The sequence below is a fragment of the Pseudomonas extremorientalis genome, assembly GCF_024584605.1.
GTDB lineage: Bacteria > Pseudomonadota > Gammaproteobacteria > Pseudomonadales > Pseudomonadaceae > Aquipseudomonas > Aquipseudomonas extremorientalis.
On sequence record NZ_CP089519.1, the window covers coordinates 3,298,322 to 3,316,213 of the forward strand.

22 protein-coding genes and 1 tRNA gene are annotated in these 17,892 nt (G+C 61.6%); 14 read left to right on the forward strand and 9 right to left on the reverse strand.

Features of this window, described 5'->3' with window-relative positions:
• Window positions 1-13: 13 nt before the first annotated feature.
• The gene (locus tag LUU92_RS14590; RefSeq protein WP_257102169.1) at window positions 14-1,636 is read left to right on the forward strand and encodes an ABC-F family ATP-binding cassette domain-containing protein; all 1,623 of its coding nucleotides are present in this window, start codon (window positions 14-16) and stop codon (window positions 1,634-1,636) included.
• A gap of 69 nt (window positions 1,637-1,705) precedes the next feature.
• Window positions 1,706-2,410: a YoaK family protein gene (locus LUU92_RS14595; RefSeq protein WP_071488228.1), complete on the forward strand. Its 705-nt coding sequence runs from the start codon at window positions 1,706-1,708 to the stop codon at window positions 2,408-2,410.
• A gap of 144 nt (window positions 2,411-2,554) precedes the next feature.
• On the opposite strand, the gene LUU92_RS14600 is transcribed toward LUU92_RS14595, so the two are convergent.
• From LUU92_RS14600 to LUU92_RS14615, 4 genes are all read right to left on the reverse strand, one after another.
• Window positions 2,555-2,908, reverse strand: coding sequence for a hypothetical protein (locus LUU92_RS14600; RefSeq protein ID WP_257102170.1), 354 nt, complete (start codon window positions 2,906-2,908; stop codon window positions 2,555-2,557).
• Between the two features lie 176 nt (window positions 2,909-3,084).
• The gene (locus LUU92_RS14605; RefSeq protein WP_071488226.1) at window positions 3,085-3,396 is read right to left on the reverse strand and encodes a branched-chain amino acid transport AzlD family protein; all 312 of its coding nucleotides are present in this window, start codon (window positions 3,394-3,396) and stop codon (window positions 3,085-3,087) included.
• On the reverse strand, window positions 3,393-4,088 hold the full coding sequence (locus LUU92_RS14610) for an AzlC family ABC transporter permease (RefSeq protein ID WP_071488225.1): 696 nt from the start codon (window positions 4,086-4,088) through the stop codon (window positions 3,393-3,395). Before LUU92_RS14610 ends, LUU92_RS14605 begins: the two co-directional genes overlap by 4 nt.
• Before the next feature lie 71 nt (window positions 4,089-4,159).
• Window positions 4,160-4,375 carry a hypothetical protein gene (locus LUU92_RS14615; RefSeq protein ID WP_025856028.1) on the reverse strand — a complete coding sequence of 72 codons (216 nt, stop codon included), beginning with the start codon at window positions 4,373-4,375 and terminating at the stop codon, window positions 4,160-4,162.
• A gap of 177 nt (window positions 4,376-4,552) precedes the next feature.
• On the opposite strand from LUU92_RS14615, the gene LUU92_RS14620 reads away from it, so the two are divergent.
• From LUU92_RS14620 to LUU92_RS14645, 6 genes are all read left to right on the forward strand, one after another.
• Window positions 4,553-4,909: a metalloregulator ArsR/SmtB family transcription factor gene (locus LUU92_RS14620; RefSeq protein WP_257102171.1), complete on the forward strand. Its 357-nt coding sequence runs from the start codon at window positions 4,553-4,555 to the stop codon at window positions 4,907-4,909.
• Window positions 4,910-4,928: 19 nt separating this feature from the next.
• A complete protein-coding gene (locus LUU92_RS14625) occupies window positions 4,929-6,212 on the forward strand; it encodes an arsenic transporter (RefSeq protein WP_071488223.1) in 1,284 nt (427 codons plus the stop codon).
• Between the two features lie 13 nt (window positions 6,213-6,225).
• Window positions 6,226-6,696, forward strand: a complete 471-nt coding sequence (locus tag LUU92_RS14630; RefSeq protein ID WP_257102172.1) for an arsenate reductase ArsC — start codon at window positions 6,226-6,228, stop codon at window positions 6,694-6,696.
• A gap of 11 nt (window positions 6,697-6,707) precedes the next feature.
• A complete protein-coding gene (arsH, locus tag LUU92_RS14635; protein ID WP_257102173.1) occupies window positions 6,708-7,394 on the forward strand; it encodes an arsenical resistance protein ArsH in 687 nt (228 codons plus the stop codon).
• Window positions 7,395-7,443: 49 nt separating this feature from the next.
• Window positions 7,444-8,235 carry an AraC family transcriptional regulator gene (locus LUU92_RS14640; RefSeq protein ID WP_071488220.1) on the forward strand — a complete coding sequence of 264 codons (792 nt, stop codon included), beginning with the start codon at window positions 7,444-7,446 and terminating at the stop codon, window positions 8,233-8,235.
• A 75-nt stretch (window positions 8,236-8,310) separates the two neighbouring features.
• Window positions 8,311-8,922, forward strand: a complete 612-nt coding sequence (locus LUU92_RS14645) for a LysE family transporter (protein WP_257102174.1) — start codon at window positions 8,311-8,313, stop codon at window positions 8,920-8,922.
• Here LUU92_RS14645 and LUU92_RS14650 read toward each other — a convergent pair whose 3' ends face one another.
• Both LUU92_RS14650 and LUU92_RS14655 read right to left on the reverse strand, forming a co-directional pair.
• Window positions 8,923-10,230 (reverse strand): MFS transporter, encoded by a 1,308-nt coding sequence (locus LUU92_RS14650; protein WP_257102175.1) that lies wholly within the window; start codon window positions 10,228-10,230, stop codon window positions 8,923-8,925. It abuts the gene before it with no gap.
• Window positions 10,231-10,251: 21 nt separating this feature from the next.
• Window positions 10,252-10,518 (reverse strand): metal-sensing transcriptional repressor, encoded by a 267-nt coding sequence (locus LUU92_RS14655; protein WP_257102176.1) that lies wholly within the window; start codon window positions 10,516-10,518, stop codon window positions 10,252-10,254.
• 440 nt (window positions 10,519-10,958) lie between these two features.
• On the opposite strand from LUU92_RS14655, the gene LUU92_RS14660 reads away from it, so the two are divergent.
• From LUU92_RS14660 to LUU92_RS14675, 4 genes are all read left to right on the forward strand, one after another.
• A complete protein-coding gene (locus tag LUU92_RS14660) occupies window positions 10,959-11,252 on the forward strand; it encodes a hypothetical protein (RefSeq protein WP_071488216.1) in 294 nt (97 codons plus the stop codon).
• A gap of 237 nt (window positions 11,253-11,489) precedes the next feature.
• Entirely contained in the window at window positions 11,490-14,204 is a 2,715-nt protein-coding gene (mgtA, locus tag LUU92_RS14665; protein WP_252992366.1) for a magnesium-translocating P-type ATPase, read from the forward strand.
• Between the two features lie 65 nt (window positions 14,205-14,269).
• Window positions 14,270-14,617 carry a DUF2493 domain-containing protein gene (locus LUU92_RS14670; RefSeq protein ID WP_025999705.1) on the forward strand — a complete coding sequence of 116 codons (348 nt, stop codon included), beginning with the start codon at window positions 14,270-14,272 and terminating at the stop codon, window positions 14,615-14,617.
• An 18-nt stretch (window positions 14,618-14,635) separates the two neighbouring features.
• A complete protein-coding gene (locus LUU92_RS14675) occupies window positions 14,636-15,457 on the forward strand; it encodes a PA4824 family protein (protein ID WP_257102177.1) in 822 nt (273 codons plus the stop codon).
• Here LUU92_RS14675 and LUU92_RS14680 read toward each other — a convergent pair.
• Complete coding sequence (locus tag LUU92_RS14680; protein WP_071488213.1) at window positions 15,454-16,143, reverse strand: tellurite resistance TerB family protein; 690 nt, start codon at window positions 16,141-16,143, stop codon at window positions 15,454-15,456. The two genes, LUU92_RS14675 and LUU92_RS14680, sit on opposite strands and share 4 nt — an antisense overlap.
• 125 nt (window positions 16,144-16,268) lie before the next feature.
• Here LUU92_RS14680 and LUU92_RS14685 point away from each other — a divergent pair, with 125 nt between their 5' ends.
• A complete protein-coding gene (locus LUU92_RS14685) occupies window positions 16,269-16,796 on the forward strand; it encodes a DinB family protein (RefSeq protein WP_071488212.1) in 528 nt (175 codons plus the stop codon).
• A gap of 20 nt (window positions 16,797-16,816) precedes the next feature.
• On the opposite strand, the gene LUU92_RS14690 is transcribed toward LUU92_RS14685, so the two are convergent.
• Entirely contained in the window at window positions 16,817-17,002 is a 186-nt protein-coding gene (locus tag LUU92_RS14690) for a DUF2188 domain-containing protein (protein WP_071488252.1), read from the reverse strand.
• 271 nt (window positions 17,003-17,273) lie between these two features.
• Here LUU92_RS14690 and LUU92_RS14695 point away from each other — a divergent pair.
• Window positions 17,274-17,360: transfer RNA gene (locus LUU92_RS14695), tRNA-Leu, on the forward strand.
• Window positions 17,361-17,607: 247 nt separating this feature from the next.
• Here the strand turns inward: LUU92_RS14695 and LUU92_RS14700 are convergent.
• Window positions 17,608-17,805, reverse strand: a complete 198-nt coding sequence (locus tag LUU92_RS14700) for a hypothetical protein (protein ID WP_071488211.1) — start codon at window positions 17,803-17,805, stop codon at window positions 17,608-17,610.
• Between the last annotated feature and the right edge of the window lie 87 nt (window positions 17,806-17,892).

Below are 17,892 nucleotides of genomic sequence, written 5' to 3' on the forward strand. Positions count from 1 at the left end.
TTTGGAGGTGCTGATGACTGACGTCAACCGGCTGCCTGTGCTTGTTTCCCTGCAACATTTATCCTTCCGGTTCGCCAATGGCGAGACGCTGCTGGATGACCTCAACCTGTCCATCGATTACACCCCCACCGGTATCGTGGGGCGCAATGGTCGAGGAAAAAGTGTACTCGCCAAATTGATCGCGGGGCTGTTGTCGCCCTCCTCCGGCTCGTTGAATTGCCCACGCAGCGTGATCTATGTAGCGCAGAACGTCGTGGTAGCGCCGGGCGATACCGTCGCCGATCTTACCGGCACCGCAGCGATATTGACCGCCCTTGAGCGCATGGCCCGAGGCGCCCCACAGATCGATGACCTCGAATTGATCGATGATCGTTGGGACTTGGCCGAGCGTTTGCGCAGTAGCTTGAATGCCGCAGGGTTGTCGCGGCTTTCTGTTGATACCCCAGCCCGTCAACTCAGCGGCGGCCAGTTAGCCAGGGTTGCGATCATCGGCGCGCTGCTGGCCGCGCCACAGTTGCTGGTGCTCGATGAGCCCACCAACCACCTCGATAGCGATGGCCGCGCCTGGCTGCTGCGTGTCCTCGACGAATGGCGTGGCGGCCTGGTGGTGGTCAGCCATGACCGGCAATTACTCAACGCAATGGGGCGCATCATTGAGCTGTCGCCGCTCGGCGTAAACCTATATGGCGGGAACTACGACGCCTATCGACAACAGCGCGACGCTGAACAGCACGCCGCCGTCGCCGCACTGGAACACGCTCGCCTGGAACGCAGCCGCGAAAAGCGGCGCCTGCAAAAAGGCCACGACAACCTGCAACGCCATGCCGCCCGCTCACGCAAGCATGCGGAAACGGCCAAAGTCGATCGCTTCACCAAAGCGCGCTGGAAAGGCGCTGCCTCGCAGATCGTCAGCACCGTGCGCAGCGCGCATGAGCAACACAAACAGGAGCTGGATGCCCAGGTGCGCCAAGCCTATGCTCGGGTCGAGGATGAAACGCCGACGCTGGTGGCATTGCCTGCGTCAGCGGTACCTAACGGCCGACAGGTGCTGTCGTTGATCAACGCGCAATTACCCTGGCTGCCGTCGACCTGCCTCAACGTGCACCTCACCGGCCCGGTGCGTGTGGCGGTGCATGGACCCAACGGTTGCGGCAAGTCCACGCTGCTCAAAGTGCTGGCGGGAGAATGGCGTGCAGAAAGCGGCGAATGCCACGTGCACGTGCCCAGCGCCTATATCGATCAGCACCTCGCGCTGCTCGACGACCACCGTTCCATCGTCGAACAACTGAACCTGCTGGACACCCCGCTGGCGGAAGGCGAATTGCGCACGCGCCTGGCCCTGCTGCAACTGGATGCCCTGCGTGTGACCCAACCCGCCGGGCAACTCAGCGGCGGCGAACGCCTGAAGGCTGCGATTGCGGTTGCCTTGTGGCGCGCAGTGCCGGCGCAATTGCTGTTGCTGGACGAGCCGACCAACCATTTGGACCTGGAATCGGTGATGGCGTTTGAGCAAGCCATGCAAGGTTTTGCCGGGGCAATGCTGGTGGTGTCCCATGACGCGGCGTTTGTGCAAGCGATCAGGCCGACGCACTTTCTGGACTGGCATCCTGCGGGTTGGACCCTGACGCCTGCCTGAGGTCATTGCATGCGCGCTTAAAGCGTCCTACGGTAGTGGCCGGATAATCTCACCGAGGAACCCGGCCCTATGTTGCCTTCGCCACGAAAGCCCTACGTCAATGCCGCACTGGCCCATCGACAGCGTTGGCGTGGCCGCGTCGGACTGATGCTGGTGGCCAGCCTGTCGGTGCTGGCGGGCATGACCGATGCCATCGGCTTCATGGCGAGCGGTGACTTTGTTTCGTTCATGAGCGGGAACACTACGCGCCTGGCGGTGGCGATAAGCGCGGGTGACCTGGGCCTGACCGGGCGGCTGCTGTTGCTGGTGGCAACTTTTGTGGTGGGTAACGCGCTGGGCGTGGTGGTCGGCCGACTCAGCCGTCGCCATGCCCTGCCCTTGCTGCTGTGTATTGCCGCCTTGCTGTGCGGCGGTGCACTCCTGCCCTTCGCCGATACGTTGCCCGCGCTACTGGCGGCGATCATCGCGATGGGCATGCTCAATGCTGCGGTGGAAGAGGTCAACGGGCTGCCGGTGGGACTGACTTACGTCACCGGTGCACTGTCACGCTTTGGCCGTGGGCTGGGGCGCTGGCTGCTCGGCGAGCGCCGCAATGGCTGGCGCGTACAGTTGATCCCTTGGGCCGGGATGTTTGTGGGGGCGGTGATCGGTGCGCTGCTGGAGCAGCAGCTGGGGCTCAAGGCGCTGATCGTCAGCGGTGTATTGGCGGGGTTTCTGGGGCTGGTATCGCTGAAGATCCCTCGGCGCTGGCACCTGGGCTTCATGCCCCGCTGAAGGTTAAAAGGAGCTCGCCCGACGTTTAGGCCTCGACGTCCGTGTACTGGTAAAGAGCCATCATGTCGGGCGAGCCGGTGAATCATAAGCGAATGCCTCGCGGCTGTCGTGCCAGGCATTTCCTAAATCGACTAAGGCAACGGATTACAGGCAGGTCGCCAGTGCGGCCAAACGGCGCTTGGCCGGCATGTTGTCTTCGATGGCGTAGTACTTGATGGTGGAACCGCTGCCCGCGCTCTGTACATCGACAAAGTAATCGCCAGCGGTGGTGTACACCGTGAAGCCACCCGCGCCGATCGGCTCCTTGAAGCCGCCGGCGTCAACGCCGAACACACTTTCGTCCTGCCAGCCGAACTGCACGCATTCGGCAACGACCAGGGTGGCCTTGTCCGAAGCCAGGGTCTTGTAAGGCGTGCCTGCGCGCGCGTCTTTCATCTTCGAACCCGCGCAACCGGCCAGGGCCGCCAGTACCAGTGCGCCAATTACCACCTTGTGCATGCCATTGCTCCGTTGGAAAAAAACGCGACTGTACCATTGCCACAGGCCGGACTGATGGCCGCATGAACTTTGTTTCACTGTAAAGGGGCAAGGCGCGACCTATAGTGGTCACGCTCATTTTTAGAAGTCTTCCTTCCGCCCGCGCTCCCGCGGGCTTTTTTTCGCCCCGGTTGTGCTCAGAGCAGCCAGCGGAACAGATAGAACAACGCCATGCTCAGCAGCACCGTCATCAACACATTGCGTGTCCAGAACATCAATGCCACGGCGCTGATACCCGCCAGCAGGTAAGGGTTGGCCGGGCTCAGGTTGAGCTGGTGGTCAGCCAGGAAAATGATCGGCCCGCAAATCGCCGTGAGCATCCCCGGCACCGCGAATCCCAGAAACTCCCGCGCGCCACGGTTGAGGCGCACCGGCAGGCGTGGCTCGATAAACAGGTAACGGTTGAGAAACACCACCAGGCCCATGGCCACAATCATGATGTAGATCATTGCTGCCCTACTCCCAGTCGCTTGCAGGCATACCCTGCGCTCATGCCCAGCAGGCCGGACACCACCACCGCCGATTCCCAATGCAGGAAGCTCAGCCACACCGAGAACAGCAATGACACCGCCACACAGACCACCGTGGGAACGTCACGCACCACCGGCGTAATCAAGGCGATGAAGGTGGCGGCGATGGAAAATTCCAGGCCCAGTTGGTCGAGGCCGGGAATGCTTTTACCAAGCACGATGCCGGCCAGGGTGAACAGGTTCCAGGCGATATAGAACGTCAGGCCGACACCCAAGGCATACCAGCGATTGAAGGTCTCGCGGTCATAGTGACTGACCAGCGCAAAGAATTCGTCGGTCAGCAGAAAGCCCAGGCTCATGCGCCAGCGGGTCTTGAGGGGAGAAAGGACCGGCCGCAAGTGCATGCCATACAGCAAATGCTGGGAGGTCAGCAGCAAGGTGGTCAGCACGATGGAAATCAGACTGGCGCCGCTCTTGACCATGCCGATGGCAACCAGTTGCGCAGCACCGGCGAATACGATGGCAGAAAGGCCCTGGGCTTCCAACGGGCTGAATTGTGCATCGATGGCCATGGAACCGGCCAACAGTCCCCAGGGCGCGCAGGCCAGGGACAAGGGAATGACGGCAATGGCGCCGCGAGCGAAGGCGTAATGAGGTAAGGCAGTAGGCATGGAAACGGCTCATCGACAGACAGTCGACAAGCATGCCAGCGCAACAATGGAGTTGTCTTGAACGATCTTGCTCAGGCGAGCCGGACCGACACTTGTTCCACCGAATCACGCGCTTCGCGCAGTTCGTGGGCATCCTGGTTGAGTCGGTGAATAGTATTGAGCAGGCGCTGGCGCAGCACTTCATCGCCGAGCTTTTCGACGGCGCGCATCAGGTCGAACGCCGCGGTTTCGTTATTTTCCGCGACGGAATCCAGGGTCTTGCGCAGGTTGCGAGTGGCACGGGTCACGCGGGGTCTTCCTTCATCAGCAATGGGCAGGCACTTTAGGACATTCGTGTTTCATTTTAATTTCAGACACTTGTGGTGATTTTCGAGATATATGATCCAAGTCAATTGAAACAGGATTTGACCGATACATATGGAAATACGTATATTCGGATAACCATATATACGAAGGCCTTGACCATGTCGGACCTCATCTCCCCGCCCACCCTGTTCAAATGCCTGGCCGATGCCACCCGGGCACGGCTGACGTTATTGATCCTGCGCGAAGGCGAACTTTGCGTGTGCGAACTGATCCATGCCTTGGACGACAGCCAGCCAAAAATCTCCCGTCACCTGGCGCAACTGCGCAATTGCGGCTTGCTGCTGGATCGTCGTCAGGGTCAATGGATCTATTACCGCATCAATCCGGCATTACCCGACTGGGTCACTGCCGTGCTGCACACCACTTTGCAAGCCAACCAGCCCTGGTTGCACAGCGACGCACTGCGTCTGGATGCAATGGGCGACCGACCACAACGGGCCAGTACCTGCTGCTGAGCCACCGGAGCGTTTATCCATGCTTGTCGCCATCGCGATTTTTATCTTCACCATTGTTCTGGTCATCTGGCAGCCCAAAGGCCTGGGCGTCGGCTGGAGCGCAACCCTGGGCGCGATCCTGGCCCTGGCTTTCGGCGTGATCAGCCTGGCCGACATCCCAGTGGTATGGCACATCATCTGGAATGCCACCGGTACTTTTGTCGCGCTGATCATCATCAGCCTGCTGCTGGATGAGGCCGGTTTTTTTGCCTGGACCGCCTTGCATGTGGCGCGCTGGGGACGTGGACGCGGACGGCGTTTGTTTGCCTACATGGTGCTGCTCGGCGCGCTGGTGTCGGCGTTGTTTGCCAATGACGGTGCAGCGCTGATCCTGACGCCCATCGTGATGTCGATGCTGCTGGCCCTGCGCTTTTCCCCGGCGGCAACCCTGGCTTTCGTCATGGGCGCGGGATTCATCGCCGACACGGCCAGCCTGCCGCTGGTGGTGTCGAACCTGGTGAACATCGTTTCGGCCGACTACTTCAAGATCGGTTTCAACGAATACGCCGCCGTGATGGTGCCGGTGAACTTCGTCAGCGTCGCGGCCACCCTGGCGGTGTTGCTGTGGTTCTTCCGCCGCGATATTCCACGAACCTATGACCCGGCCGACCTGGACGACCCCGCCAGCGCCATCCACGACCGCGCGACCTTCCGCGCCGGCTGGTGGGTGTTGGGCATCCTGCTGGTGGGGTGCTTTGCCCTGGAACCGCTGGGCATTCCGATCAGTGCGATTTCCGCCGCCTGTGCCCTGCTGTTGCTGGTGATCGCCGCAAAGGGGCACAAGATTTCCACGCGCAAAGTGCTGAAGGAAGCGCCGTGGCAGATCGTGATCTTTTCCCTGGGCATGTACCTGGTGGTCTACGGTCTGCGCAACGCCGGCCTGACCACCTACCTGGCCACCTGGCTCGACACGTTTGCCACTTACGGCGTGTGGGGCGCTGCCATGGGCACCGGTGTGCTGACGGCGCTGCTGTCGTCGGCGATGAACAATCTGCCGACGGTGTTGATCGGCGCGCTGTCCATCGAGTCCAGCCATGCCGTGGGTGTGGTCAAGGACGCGATGATCTACGCCAACGTGATCGGCAGCGACCTCGGCCCGAAGATCACCCCTATCGGCAGCCTGGCCACCTTGCTGTGGCTGCACATCCTGGCGCGCAAAGGCATCAGCATCACCTGGGGCTACTACTTCAAGGTCGGCATCGTGCTGACCCTGCCGGTGCTGTTGATCACCCTCGCCGCCCTCGCCTTGCGCCTGAGTTTCTAACGGAGATACCCCGATGAAAGTCCTGTTCATGTGTACCGCCAACAGCTGCCGCAGCATCTTGTCCGAAGCCATGTTCAACCACCTGGCGCCGGAAGGCTTCGAAGCGATCAGCTCCGGCAGTTTTCCCAAGGGCCAGGTGCTGCCACGTAGCTTGAGCACGTTGCAAGCGGCCGGGATCAGTACCGAAGGGTTGTACAGCAAGGGCAACGATGCCTTTGAAGGCAGCCCGCCGAATGTGGTGATTACGGTGTGCGACAAGGCCGCCGGCGAAGCCTGCCCGGTGTACTTCGGGCCGGCCGTGAAGGCGCACTGGGGGTTGGAAGACCCGTCGGACGTCCAGGGTGACGACGCCAGTGTGCAAGCGGCATTCGACGCCACACTGAAGACCATCGCCACACGCTGCAGGGCGTTCTTCGTCCTGCCCTTCGGCGAACTCAGCCCTGCCGACCTCAAGGCGGAACTCGCGCGCATTGCGCAGTTGTAATCGGAGGCCCTATGACGACGCTGCCCAATCTGGACCTGTCCCTGATCGACTCAAAACCGGCCAGCCCGGACCAGCCGCCGCGCATCCTGCTGCTCTACGGCTCGACCCGCGAACGCTCGTTCAGCCGCCTGCTGGTGGAAGAAGCCGCACGGCTGTTGCAGCACTTCGGCGCGCATACCCGCATCTTCAACCCCAGCGGCCTGCCATTGCCGGATGACGCGCCCAGCGACCACCCCAAGGTGCAGGAACTGCTGAAACTGATGCAGTGGTCCGAAGGCCAGGTGTGGTGCTCGCCCGAGCGGCATGGCTCGATGTCGGCGGTGTTCAAGGCGCAACTGGACTGGGTGCCCTTGACCCTGGGCGCGGTCCGCCCGACCCAGGGCAAGACCCTGGCGGTGATGCAAGTGTCCGGCGGCTCCCAGTCCTTCAACACCGTCAACCAGCTGCGGGTGCTGGGGCGCTGGATGCGCATGTTCACCATCCCCAACCAGTCCTCGGTACCCAAGGCCTTCATGGAGTTCGATGAACAGGACCGCATGAAACCCTCGGCGCTTTATGATCGGGTCGTCGATGTAATGGAAGAACTGGTGCGCTTCACCCTGCTGCTGCGCGACCGTCCCGACCTGGTGGACCGTTACTCGGAACGCAAGGAAAGCGCCGGTGAACTGTCGCGCCGGGTCAATCAACGGTCGATTTGATCACCCTTGCCAGCGTATGCTCGTGCCTGTCCCCGACTGAGTGAAATCGATGAGCGCCGTGCAACACGCCTGGCTGGGCAACTATGAAGTCAGCAGCACCACCTGCACCGGCCTGACTTTTGCCCGCCACAGCCATGATGAATGTGTGATCGGCGTGAACCTGGCAGGCGAGGAAAAGGTCTGGCTGGATCGTCGCGAGTTCCACGCCGGCCCAGGCTCCATCACCCTGTACAACCCCGGTCAGATTCAAGGCGGCGGTGCGGCCGATGGTGCGCCCTGGCACTTTGTGAGCCTGTACGCCACGGCGGATCAATTGGCGGCGGACCTGGGGCTGGTGCATCTGGAATTTGACCGTGCCTTATGTGTTCAGCCCGAGCTTGCCCTGCGACTGGCCGCCGCGATCAAGGGTGCGCTAAACGGTGACACGCTGGTTCGCGACGTGAATGAAGATGCCTTGGTGCTGCTGTTAGCAGAGGTCGTGAACATCAGCGGCGTACGTCTGCCCGGCACCGCCAGCCCCGGCAAACCCCTGATCAGCCGCGCCCAGGCATTACTCGCCGAACACCTGCATCAACCCCTGACCCTGGACCACCTGGGCGGCGAACTGGGGTTGTCCAAATTCCACCTGCTGCGTGCCTTCCAGAAAGAAACCGGGCTGACGCCCCGGGAGTGGGCCATGCAGTTGCGTACCCGTCGCGCCAAAGGTCTGTTGCGCAAAGGGGTTCCCGCCGGCGAGGCGGCCCACGACCTGGGCTTCGCCGACCAGAGTCACCTGAACCGGCATTTCCGGGCGGCCTACGGCATCACTCCTGGCCACTATCAAAGCACCGTGAAGCGCTGAACAGCGCAATCTGGTCCAAGACACCGCACCTGCACATCCTCACACTGCCCCACCTCACTTGAAGGAAATGCGGGCATGCTGAAGATCTTTTTTTATGCACTGATATTCGGTTTTGTGTTTTGCCTCTCCCCCGGCGCCGTGCTCGCGGAGACCCTGCGCCGTGGCTTGCTGCATGGCTTTACACCCGCCCTGCTGGTGCAGTTCGGCTCATTGGTGGGCGATGCCGTGTGGGCGGTGATCGGCCTGACCGGGATCGCCCTGCTGATCCAGCATGACACGGTGCGTGTGCCGTTGACGGTGGTGTGTGCGTTGTACCTGGCCTGGCTGGGCGTACGCAGCCTGATCGATGCCTGGCACCTGCCACAACCGGACAGCGCGCCGGCCAGCACTCGGCAAAATGCCCTGGCGGTAGGCGCTGCAATTTCCCTGGCCAACCCGAAGAACATCGTCTACTGGGGCGCACTGGGCAGTGCGCTGTCGGGGATTGTCGGCACCACGCCCAGCCACGGGCAGACGCTGATGTTCTTTGCCGGGTTCATGCTCGCGTCGATCTTGTCATGCTTTCTGATTGCCGCTCTGGTGAACCTGTTGCGGCAGAACGCCTCGCCCACTTGGCAGCGCATCAGTTATGCCGCCTGTGGGCTGGTGCTGATCTACCTGGCGCTGCTGGCCTGGCAAGGCCTCTGATCAGGCCGGCCAGCGGCGGTGCAGGTCATCGATCACATAGGCATGCCCATGCACGCCGGCGTGATGGTGCAGCAGGTGCGGATGGCCGGCGGGCAGGTCGTGGTGTTCGTGCGCCACGCTTGCCTGCTCGTGTTCCGGTCGCCACAGACTGGCGCATGCGATCAAAGCCAGGGTGGCCACGAAGGCGAGGCTGGCAAATGTCTGCGCCATGCCGAAGTTGGCGCTGAGCCAACCGGCCAAGGGGTATGTCACCAGCCAGCAGCTATGCGACAAGGCGAATTGCGCGGCAAACAGCGCCGGCCGGTCCTCGGCATGGGCTGAGCGGCGCAGCAAGCGCCCGCCCGGGGTCTGCGCCAGGGAATAGCCCAGCCCCAGCACCCACCACAGCACCAGCATTTGCCGGTATTCAGACAGGTAGATGCCCACACTGAGCCCCAGGATCAGCAACCCACCGCCCGACAGCATGGCCGCGCGGTCGTTGAGACGCGCAAGCAACCTTGGCAACACCAGCGCCGCCATCATCGAGCCGGTGCCGAACGCGGCCAGCGCAAACGCCGTGAAGCGTTGCGGCAAGGCAAACCCGGATTGCACCAACACCACGCTGTTGACGATGACCATCGCACTGGCAGCCGCCACCGCCAGGTTCAGTGCCAGCAGACCGCGCAGGCGCGGCGTTGCCAGGAATATCCGCAGGCCACGGGTGGTGCGGTCATAGATACCGCGCCGCAGCGCCATCCGCGCCTGGGGCAAGAGCACCGACGACACCAGCAGGGCCGAGACCAGAAACCCTATCGAGGTCCCGGCGAACAGGCTGTGAAAGCTGATGACGCTCAACAGCATCGCCGCCAGGATCGGGCTGGCCACACTTTCCAGGTCATAGGCCAGGCGCGCCAGAGACAGCGCCTTGGTGTACTGCACCTCATCGGTGAGGATGTCGGGGATGGTCGCCTGGAAGGTCGGCGTGAAGGCCGCCGAAGCCGACTGCAGCACAAAAATCAGCAGGTAGACCTGCCACACCTCTGTGACGAAGGGCAACGCCAGCGCGACCAGCGCGCGTGTCAGGTCCAGGCCCAGCAGCATCGCCCGGCGCGGCAAGCGCTCGGCAAAGGCGGCCGCCACTGGCGCCACCCCGATATAGGCCACCATCTTGATCGCCAATGCGGTCCCCAGCACGGTGCCGGCCTGGTCACCTGCCAGCTCGAACGCCAGCAACCCCAGAGCGACGGTGGTCAAGCCGGTGCCGATCAGGGCTATCACCTGGGCGAAGAACAGGCGACGGTAAGTTTTATTGCTGAGCACGTCGAACATGGGAGCCCCCTGGCGTGTTGCCTACAGGTATTTGGTCAGTTGCTTGAGCTCAGCCAGCGAGGCCAGGCTATCCAGCGTCACGCTGTCTTCCAGGCAATGGTCGAGATGGTCCTGGATCAGCGTGCGCTTGGCCTGGCAGATCGCCTTCTCCACCGCATGCAGTTGCTGGGCGATATCCACGCACGGGCGCCGCGCCTCGATCATGCTGGTGATGCTGCGCAAATGGCCTTCGGCACGCTTGAGGCGTTTGACGATGGCGTCATGGGTTTGGTGGACATGCTCGTTCATTGAGAGGCTCCTTCGAGGATGCCTGATCGTATCCCCCCTGGGAGGATGTAGACAAGCCCGTTCATCTCCACCTTCAAAAACAACTACTTCTCGCTCACAACGCTGAAGAAGTGCAAGTAACGATACAACCGAAGCAGAACTGAAACAGGCCTTCTATCTGAACAGACTCTGAACTTTTAATGAATTAATACATTAAGCGTTGACATCCTGCATCGCCCTGAGTAGATTGCCCGTGCCTGCAGCTGGGGCCTTTTTTAAACCTCACAAAAGAAGCCAATGGACACAGTATCTAGTCGCTGTCCGAGCACCGCCTTGGCGGGCATCGGGCGCCAAACCCAGAACATGACAGGACTCGCCTCCCCGGTCCGGTAAGCTGCGCTAGAGCTTGATGCTCCACCGTAACTGCCTCGCCGGTCGCTTGTCCGGTCCCGAGGTGTGTTATGACCTTGCTAACCCTTGCTTTGCCCGATGTACGCACACTCGCGGCCGCCCTGCGTGCCAAGCTGTGCCGTGAGCCTGTGGGTTTTTCGCCTACCCGCTCAACCTTTGCTGCACCCTCCCCCCAAGTGCGCCCGGCCTACCCGCTGGCGCATTGGCGTATCTGCCCTGACAGTGGCCAACTGGTCCAGCACTGGGATCACGCCGACCCTCAAGACCCACAGAGACCCAAGGTTTCCAGCCTGGCCAAGGCCAGCTTGATGCTCGGTCTGTATGTGAGCGCTCGCGCCGCCTGACCCGGCTGGAAACAGCAACTTCCTGATTATTGTTCTGGCGTTCTTTTATGAACACGTCCAGTAGTAGCCCGCTGCGCGCTACTTAATTAACGCGCTGTTAGCGGGCACTGTAGAAGTTATGTGAACACCTTATTTAAACCGATCGCGAAGTTAGCGACTCGGCATGCTTTCGCTCGCCTGTCATCAGGCCGGTAACGGGTATGTTTTGTCGAAAAATTGGCGACAGGAGCACACACCATGAGCGCCGTAAAAAACGCCCCATTGAACAAAAAGAGCAGCAGCCACACCGACACCAGACTGTCGATGCGCGCCGCCCGCGAAGCCCAGAACGGATTGTCGGCCACCTTGGCCAACGTCCGCGCCACCAAGGACGGCCTCACCGAGCTGGACGCCCAGGCGCGCCTGCAACGCGAAGGCTACAACGAAGTTGCCCATGACAAGCCGCCTCACGCCATCGTGCAGTTCCTGCAGGCACTGAACAACCCATTCATCTATGTGCTGCTGACCCTGGGCGGTATCAGCTTCTTCACTGACTGCTGGCTGCCGATGCAGGAAGGCGAAGACGCCGACCCGACCAAAGTCATCATCATCATGACCATGGTATTGCTCAGCAGCCTGCTGCGCTTCTGGCAGGAACACCGCTCGGCCAAATCCGCCGAAGCCCTCAAGGCCATGGTCCGCACCACGGCCACCGTGCTGCGCCGTGAGCAAGTGGGCTCGCAACCGACCCTGCGTGAAGTGCCGATGCGCGAGCTGGTGGCCGGCGATATCGTGCAGCTGTCGGCCGGCGACATGATCCCGGCCGATATCCGCCTGATCGAGTCCCGTGACCTGTTCATCAGCCAGGCGGTGCTGACCGGCGAAGCCTTGCCGGTGGAAAAGTACGACACCCTCGGCGATGTCACACAGAAATCCGCCAGCGCCATGGCCGCCGACCAGGGCAACCTGCTGGACCTGCCCAACATCTGCTTCATGGGCACCAACGTGGTCAGCGGTCGGGCACAGGCTGTCGTCGTGGCCACCGGGGCACGCACCTACTTTGGCTCCCTGGCCAAGGCGATTGTCGGCTCGCGGGTGCAAACCGCGTTCGACCGCGGCGTGAACAGCGTCAGTTGGTTGCTGATCCGCTTCATGCTGGTGATGGTGCCGATCGTGTTCCTGCTCAATGGCTTCTCCAAGGGTGATTGGGGGGATGCGTTCCTGTTTGCCCTGGCAGTTGCCGTAGGCCTCACCCCGGAAATGCTGCCGATGATCGTCAGCGCCAACCTGGCCAAGGGCGCCACGGCCATGGCCAAGCGCAAAGTGGTGGTCAAGCGCCTCAACGCGATCCAGAACTTCGGTTCGATGGATGTGCTGTGCACCGACAAGACCGGCACCCTGACCCAGGACAAGATCATCCTCGAACACCACGTCAACGCCTTCGGCCAACGTGACGACGCCGTGCTGTCCCTGGCCTGGCTCAACAGCCATCACCAGAGCGGCATGAAAAACCTGATGGACCAGGCGGTGGTGGAGTTCTCGGAACGTAATCCGAAGTTCCAGGTGCCGTTTGCCTACAGCAAAGTGGATGAGTTGCCGTTCGACTTCGTCCGCCGTCGCCTGTCGATCGTGGTCAAGGATGCCGCCGACGATCAACTGCTGGTGTGCAAAGGCGCCGTGGAAGAGATGCTGAGCATTTCCACGCATGTGATGGAAGCCGGCGCTGCGGTGCCACTGGATGATCGTCGCCGCGAGGAACTGCTGGCGATCGCCAACGACTACAACGAGGACGGTTTCCGCGTGCTGGTAGTGGCGACCCGTCACATCCCTAAATCCCTGGCGCGTCAGCAGTACACCACGGCCGATGAGCGCAACCTGGTGATTCAGGGCTTCCTGACCTTCCTTGATCCACCGAAGGAAACCGCCGGCCCTGCGATTGCCGCGCTGCAACAGATTGGCGTGGCGATCAAAGTGCTCACCGGCGATAACGCCGTGGTCACCAGCAAGATCTGCCGCCAGGTCGGCCTCGATCCAGGCCAGCCGTTGCTGGGCACCGAAATCGAAGCGATGGACGACGCGACGCTGCTGCGCCGCGTGGAAGAACGTACCGTGTTTGCCAAGCTGACACCGCTGCAGAAATCCCGGGTGCTCAAGGCGCTGCAAGCCAACGGCCACACCGTGGGCTTCCTCGGTGACGGGATCAACGATGCACCGGCGCTGCGTGATGCCGACGTGGGGATCTCGGTCGACACCGCCACCGATATCGCCAAGGAATCAGCCGATATCATCCTGCTGGAAAAGAGCCTGATGGTGCTGGAAGAAGGTGTGCTCAAGGGCCGCGAAACCTTCGGAAATATCATGAAGTACCTGAACATGACCGCCAGCTCCAACTTCGGCAACGTGTTCTCGGTGCTGGTGGCCAGTGCGTTCATTCCGTTCCTGCCGATGCTGTCGATCCACCTGCTGCTGCAGAACCTGATGTACGACATCTCCCAGCTGGCGTTGCCATGGGACAAGATGGACAAGGAATACCTGGCCAAGCCGCGCAAGTGGGATGCGAAAAACATCGGCCGCTTCATGATCTGGATCGGGCCGACTTCGTCGATCTTCGACATCACCACCTTTGCGCTGATGTGGTACGTGTTCGCCGCCAACAGCGTCGAGATGCAGACCCTGTTCCAGTCCGGCTGGTTCATCGAGGGCCTGCTCTCGCAAACCCTGGTGGTGCACATGTTGCGCACCCGCAAGGTCCCATTCTTCCAGAGCACCGCCGCGTGGCCGGTGTTGATGATGACCTGCGTGGTGATCGTACTGGGGATCTATGTGCCGTTCTCGCCGCTGGGCACCCTGGTGGGCCTGCAACCGTTGCCGATGGCCTACTTCCCATGGCTGGTGGGCACCCTGCTCAGCTACTGCTGCGTGGCCCAACTGATGAAGACGATCTACATCCGCCGCTTCAAGCAGTGGTACTGATCTCCCCCGCCGTTTAAACGGTGGCGGTCGCCCGGCCGCCACCGTGCACTACAAGGAAACACCCTATGCGCGTCTTGATCTGTGCAGGTCGTCATTACGCCGACACCAAAATGTCCCGCCAGGTGCTGGACGCTTACCACCGCCTGCGCCCGGTGCAGGTATTGATCCACGGCGGCAACCAATTCCTTGGCAGTGACGTCGAGGAATGGGCGCGGGAACTGGGCATCGACGTGGTGCGCTACCCGCCCAACTGGCAACGCCACGGCAAACAGGCGGAACGCCAGCGCAACCATTTCATGCTGACCGACAGCCGCCCCGATGTGGTCATCGCCCTGCCGGGCGGGGACGACACCAGCGAGCTGGTGTGCCAGGCCAAGGCCAGCGGCATTTCGGTACTGACCGTAGAAAGCTGAATTCATGTGAGGTGCATCATGCACAAAAAACACACCCCAGCCCGCCAGGACGGGTTTGCCAAATACCGTGCGCGTCACTACCGCGGTGCACGCCACACGTTACTGCTGCTGCCACCGGCCAAACGCCGCGCATTGCAGCGCAATTTGATCTTTATCGGCCTGACACTGGGCATCCTGTTGACGATTGCCTTGCTGTCAAAAGCCAACGCAGCCGGCGGTTCCTATGTGGTCGACGACGGTGCGATCAACGCGCCGGGCGAATGCAACGTCGACGCCTGGTACACCGCTAACCGCCACGACGGCACTACGCATACAGAAACGCTGTCACCGGCCTGCACCTTCGCCGCGCTGCCGTCGGTGCAATGGGGCGCTGCCCTGTCGCGTGCAACCAGCACAGACAAGGGCGAAACCCAGGTGAACCCGCAGCTCAAGGCCCAGGTGTGGTCGCGGGAGGATCTGGGCCTGGAGCTGGCCCTGTCCACCGGCGTGCATTTTGCCCTGGGTCGTCAACACGGGTTTGATGGCGCAGACTTCAATATCCCGTTGACCTGGCAACCGCTGACGCCCCTGCGGCTGAACCTGAATGCCGGCTGGTCCCATGCCTACAACGATGGTGACCAGCAGCACCGCCTGACCTGGGGCACCGGTTTCGAGTATCAGGTGGCACCGTTGTTGACGCTGATCGCCGAGCGCTACGGCCAGGAAGGCGGCGACCAGGCCTGGCAGGCCGGGCCCCGGCTGCATTTGGGCGAATTCGTCGACGTGGACCTGGTGGTCGGTCGCAGCCTGATCGGGGATCGGGCGCAGTGGTTGACCACCGGCGCCACACTGCGCTTCTAGGCCTTGGCTTGTTGTTCCAGGTGCAGTTGCAATTGCGGGTCGATTTGCAACTGCCCTGCCAGGTCGTCCAGGTAATTGCGTTCGGCGTCCTGCTGATCGTCCACCAGCATCACACTGGCCAGGTACACCTCGGCTGCCACCGCCGGGTCGCTGGCAAACTCGGCGAAATCCGTCGCATCCAGCGGCTTGGCCACTTCAGCGTCGAGCCATTGTTGCAGTTGCGGGTCGTCGGTATGCCGGCCCAATTCATTGGAAATCAACTGCTGCTCTTGCTCATCGATGCGCCCGTCTGCCTTGGCCGCCGCGATCAAGGCACGCAGTACCGCGTGGCTGTGGGCTTCGGCGGCGGGACCGGCGAGCTGGTCCACCGTCTGGAAGGCTTGCTGTGGCGCGTTGGCCTGCTGGCGTTGCCAGGCTTGATAGGCCTGGAATGCGGCCATGCCCAGGGACGCGAGTGCCGCGTAATTCATTCCCCCGGAACGCCCTTGGGCAGGACGAGCGCCCGTCGTACCGCCCAGCATGCCGCCAAGGCCGCCCAATAGATCACCCAGGCCGCCACCGGTGGAAGCGTTGCCGGTGCTGGTGCCTTTCAGTAAACCGCCCAGCAGCCCGCCGAGGCCGCCAGTGGAAGCACTGCCACCTTGCCCGGCGCGCAAGAGTTGTTCCAGTAAGTCGCTGGTGTTCATGGTGCTACCCTCCCAGAGCGCAGTGTTGGCGTCTGACAACCATAGCCCGGCCTTGCCGGAACACCATGACCGCCGGGCGGGCACGGCTTATCATCCCGTCACCGCGTCTTCGAGAAAACACCCACGTGAACCGGATTGAACACATCGCATTGATGGCGAACTACAACCAGTGGATGAACCGCAAGCTCTACGACGCGGCCAGTACGCTGTCGGACGCCGAGTTATTGATGGATCGCCAGGCGTTTTTCGGCTCGATCCTCGGCACGCTCAACCATGTGGCGCTGGGCGACACTGTGTGGCTCAAGCGGTTTGCCCGGCATCCAGCCGGCTACACAGCGCTGACGCCGCTGGAGGCGATTGCCGCACCGGTCGACCTGAGGCAGTTGGCATTTGCCGATATCCGCGAACTGGCCACCCACCGCGCCTGGCTGGACCAGTTGATCATCGACTGGGCCCACACTGTGCGCGAGCCCGACCTGGATCAGCGCCTGCACTACAGCAACATGCGCGGGGTGACAGCCGACAAACCCTTCTTCAGCCTGCTGGTGCATTTCTTCAACCACCAGACCCATCACCGGGGCCAGGCCACTACGCTGCTGTCCCAGGCGGGGCTGGATGTGGGCACTACGGATTTACTGGCGCTGATCGACTGAGTTCGGCAGCAAGCATCGATCTACCTGGCCATCGGCCTGCTACGGGCACGATACCCGGGCAGCGTGGCAGCATACGCCAGTGCCTGCTCACGGGAATTGAACGACGCCAACCGGTCCTTGGGCGTGCACACCCGCCAGGGTCCATAGTTTACCCGTACCACGTCGTACCCATTGATGTGCAGCTTGTTCAGCATTGGAGTGCTCATAATCACCTCGTCTACCTGAGATGTTGCCAGCGTTGCAGGCTTTACCTTACACCCCGGATACTTCAATGGACGACCGCATGTCGTGTCGGCTTTTGATGCCAGGGTCAACAGCGCGGGCCGACGACATCCTCCGGGCCGCTGCCGAAAACCTTTCTAGATCACTGATCTGGCAAGCTTTTTCGCCCACCCACGAATGCAATAAAGCCCCTCTGCGACCTTGCATCCAAGCGCCTGGATCTATATATTCCCAACCCTGCTACACCGCGCTACCGCCCGAATGGCGAAACTGGTAGACGCATGGGACTTAAAATCCCCCGCTCGTAAGGGCGTCCCGGTTCGATTCCGGGTTCGGGCACCATCTCTTGTTCCATGGGCAGCCAGTAACGTCCATGAAGCCTTTTAAAACCCGCCCCAGGTCGGGTTTTTTCGTTTCAATCCTCAGAGCGCCCCTGGCCTGACGGTACTTTCCCTGTGCAAATCAAGGCTTGCCAATCTCCAGAAGGGAACCATGTGTAGCCTGCATCGCACCCTCTACTGATCAGCAGCGGACCGGCCCAACAAAAATCCCTACGCAAAGGTAGGGATTTTTTGTGCCGGGAGGCTCATCAATTGTCGGGGTGTTCCCGGGCGACTGAATCGGCAGCATCCACGTCAGACATATCCTCTTCAAGCGGTGCCTCGTCGTCTGGCGGGAGCGGGATATTATCCTCGTCATGCCTTGGATCATGCCCGGTCTCGTTGTCTGTGCCGCGGGTCACGTCCTGTTGTGAAATATTCCCTGGGGCGTTTTCATTGATGTCCATACGGGTTCTCCATTTGTACGCTCGGGTTATCCGCGCTTATTGTTCAGAGACGGCACGGCGTCTGGAGTGCCCGGCATTAGACGAATG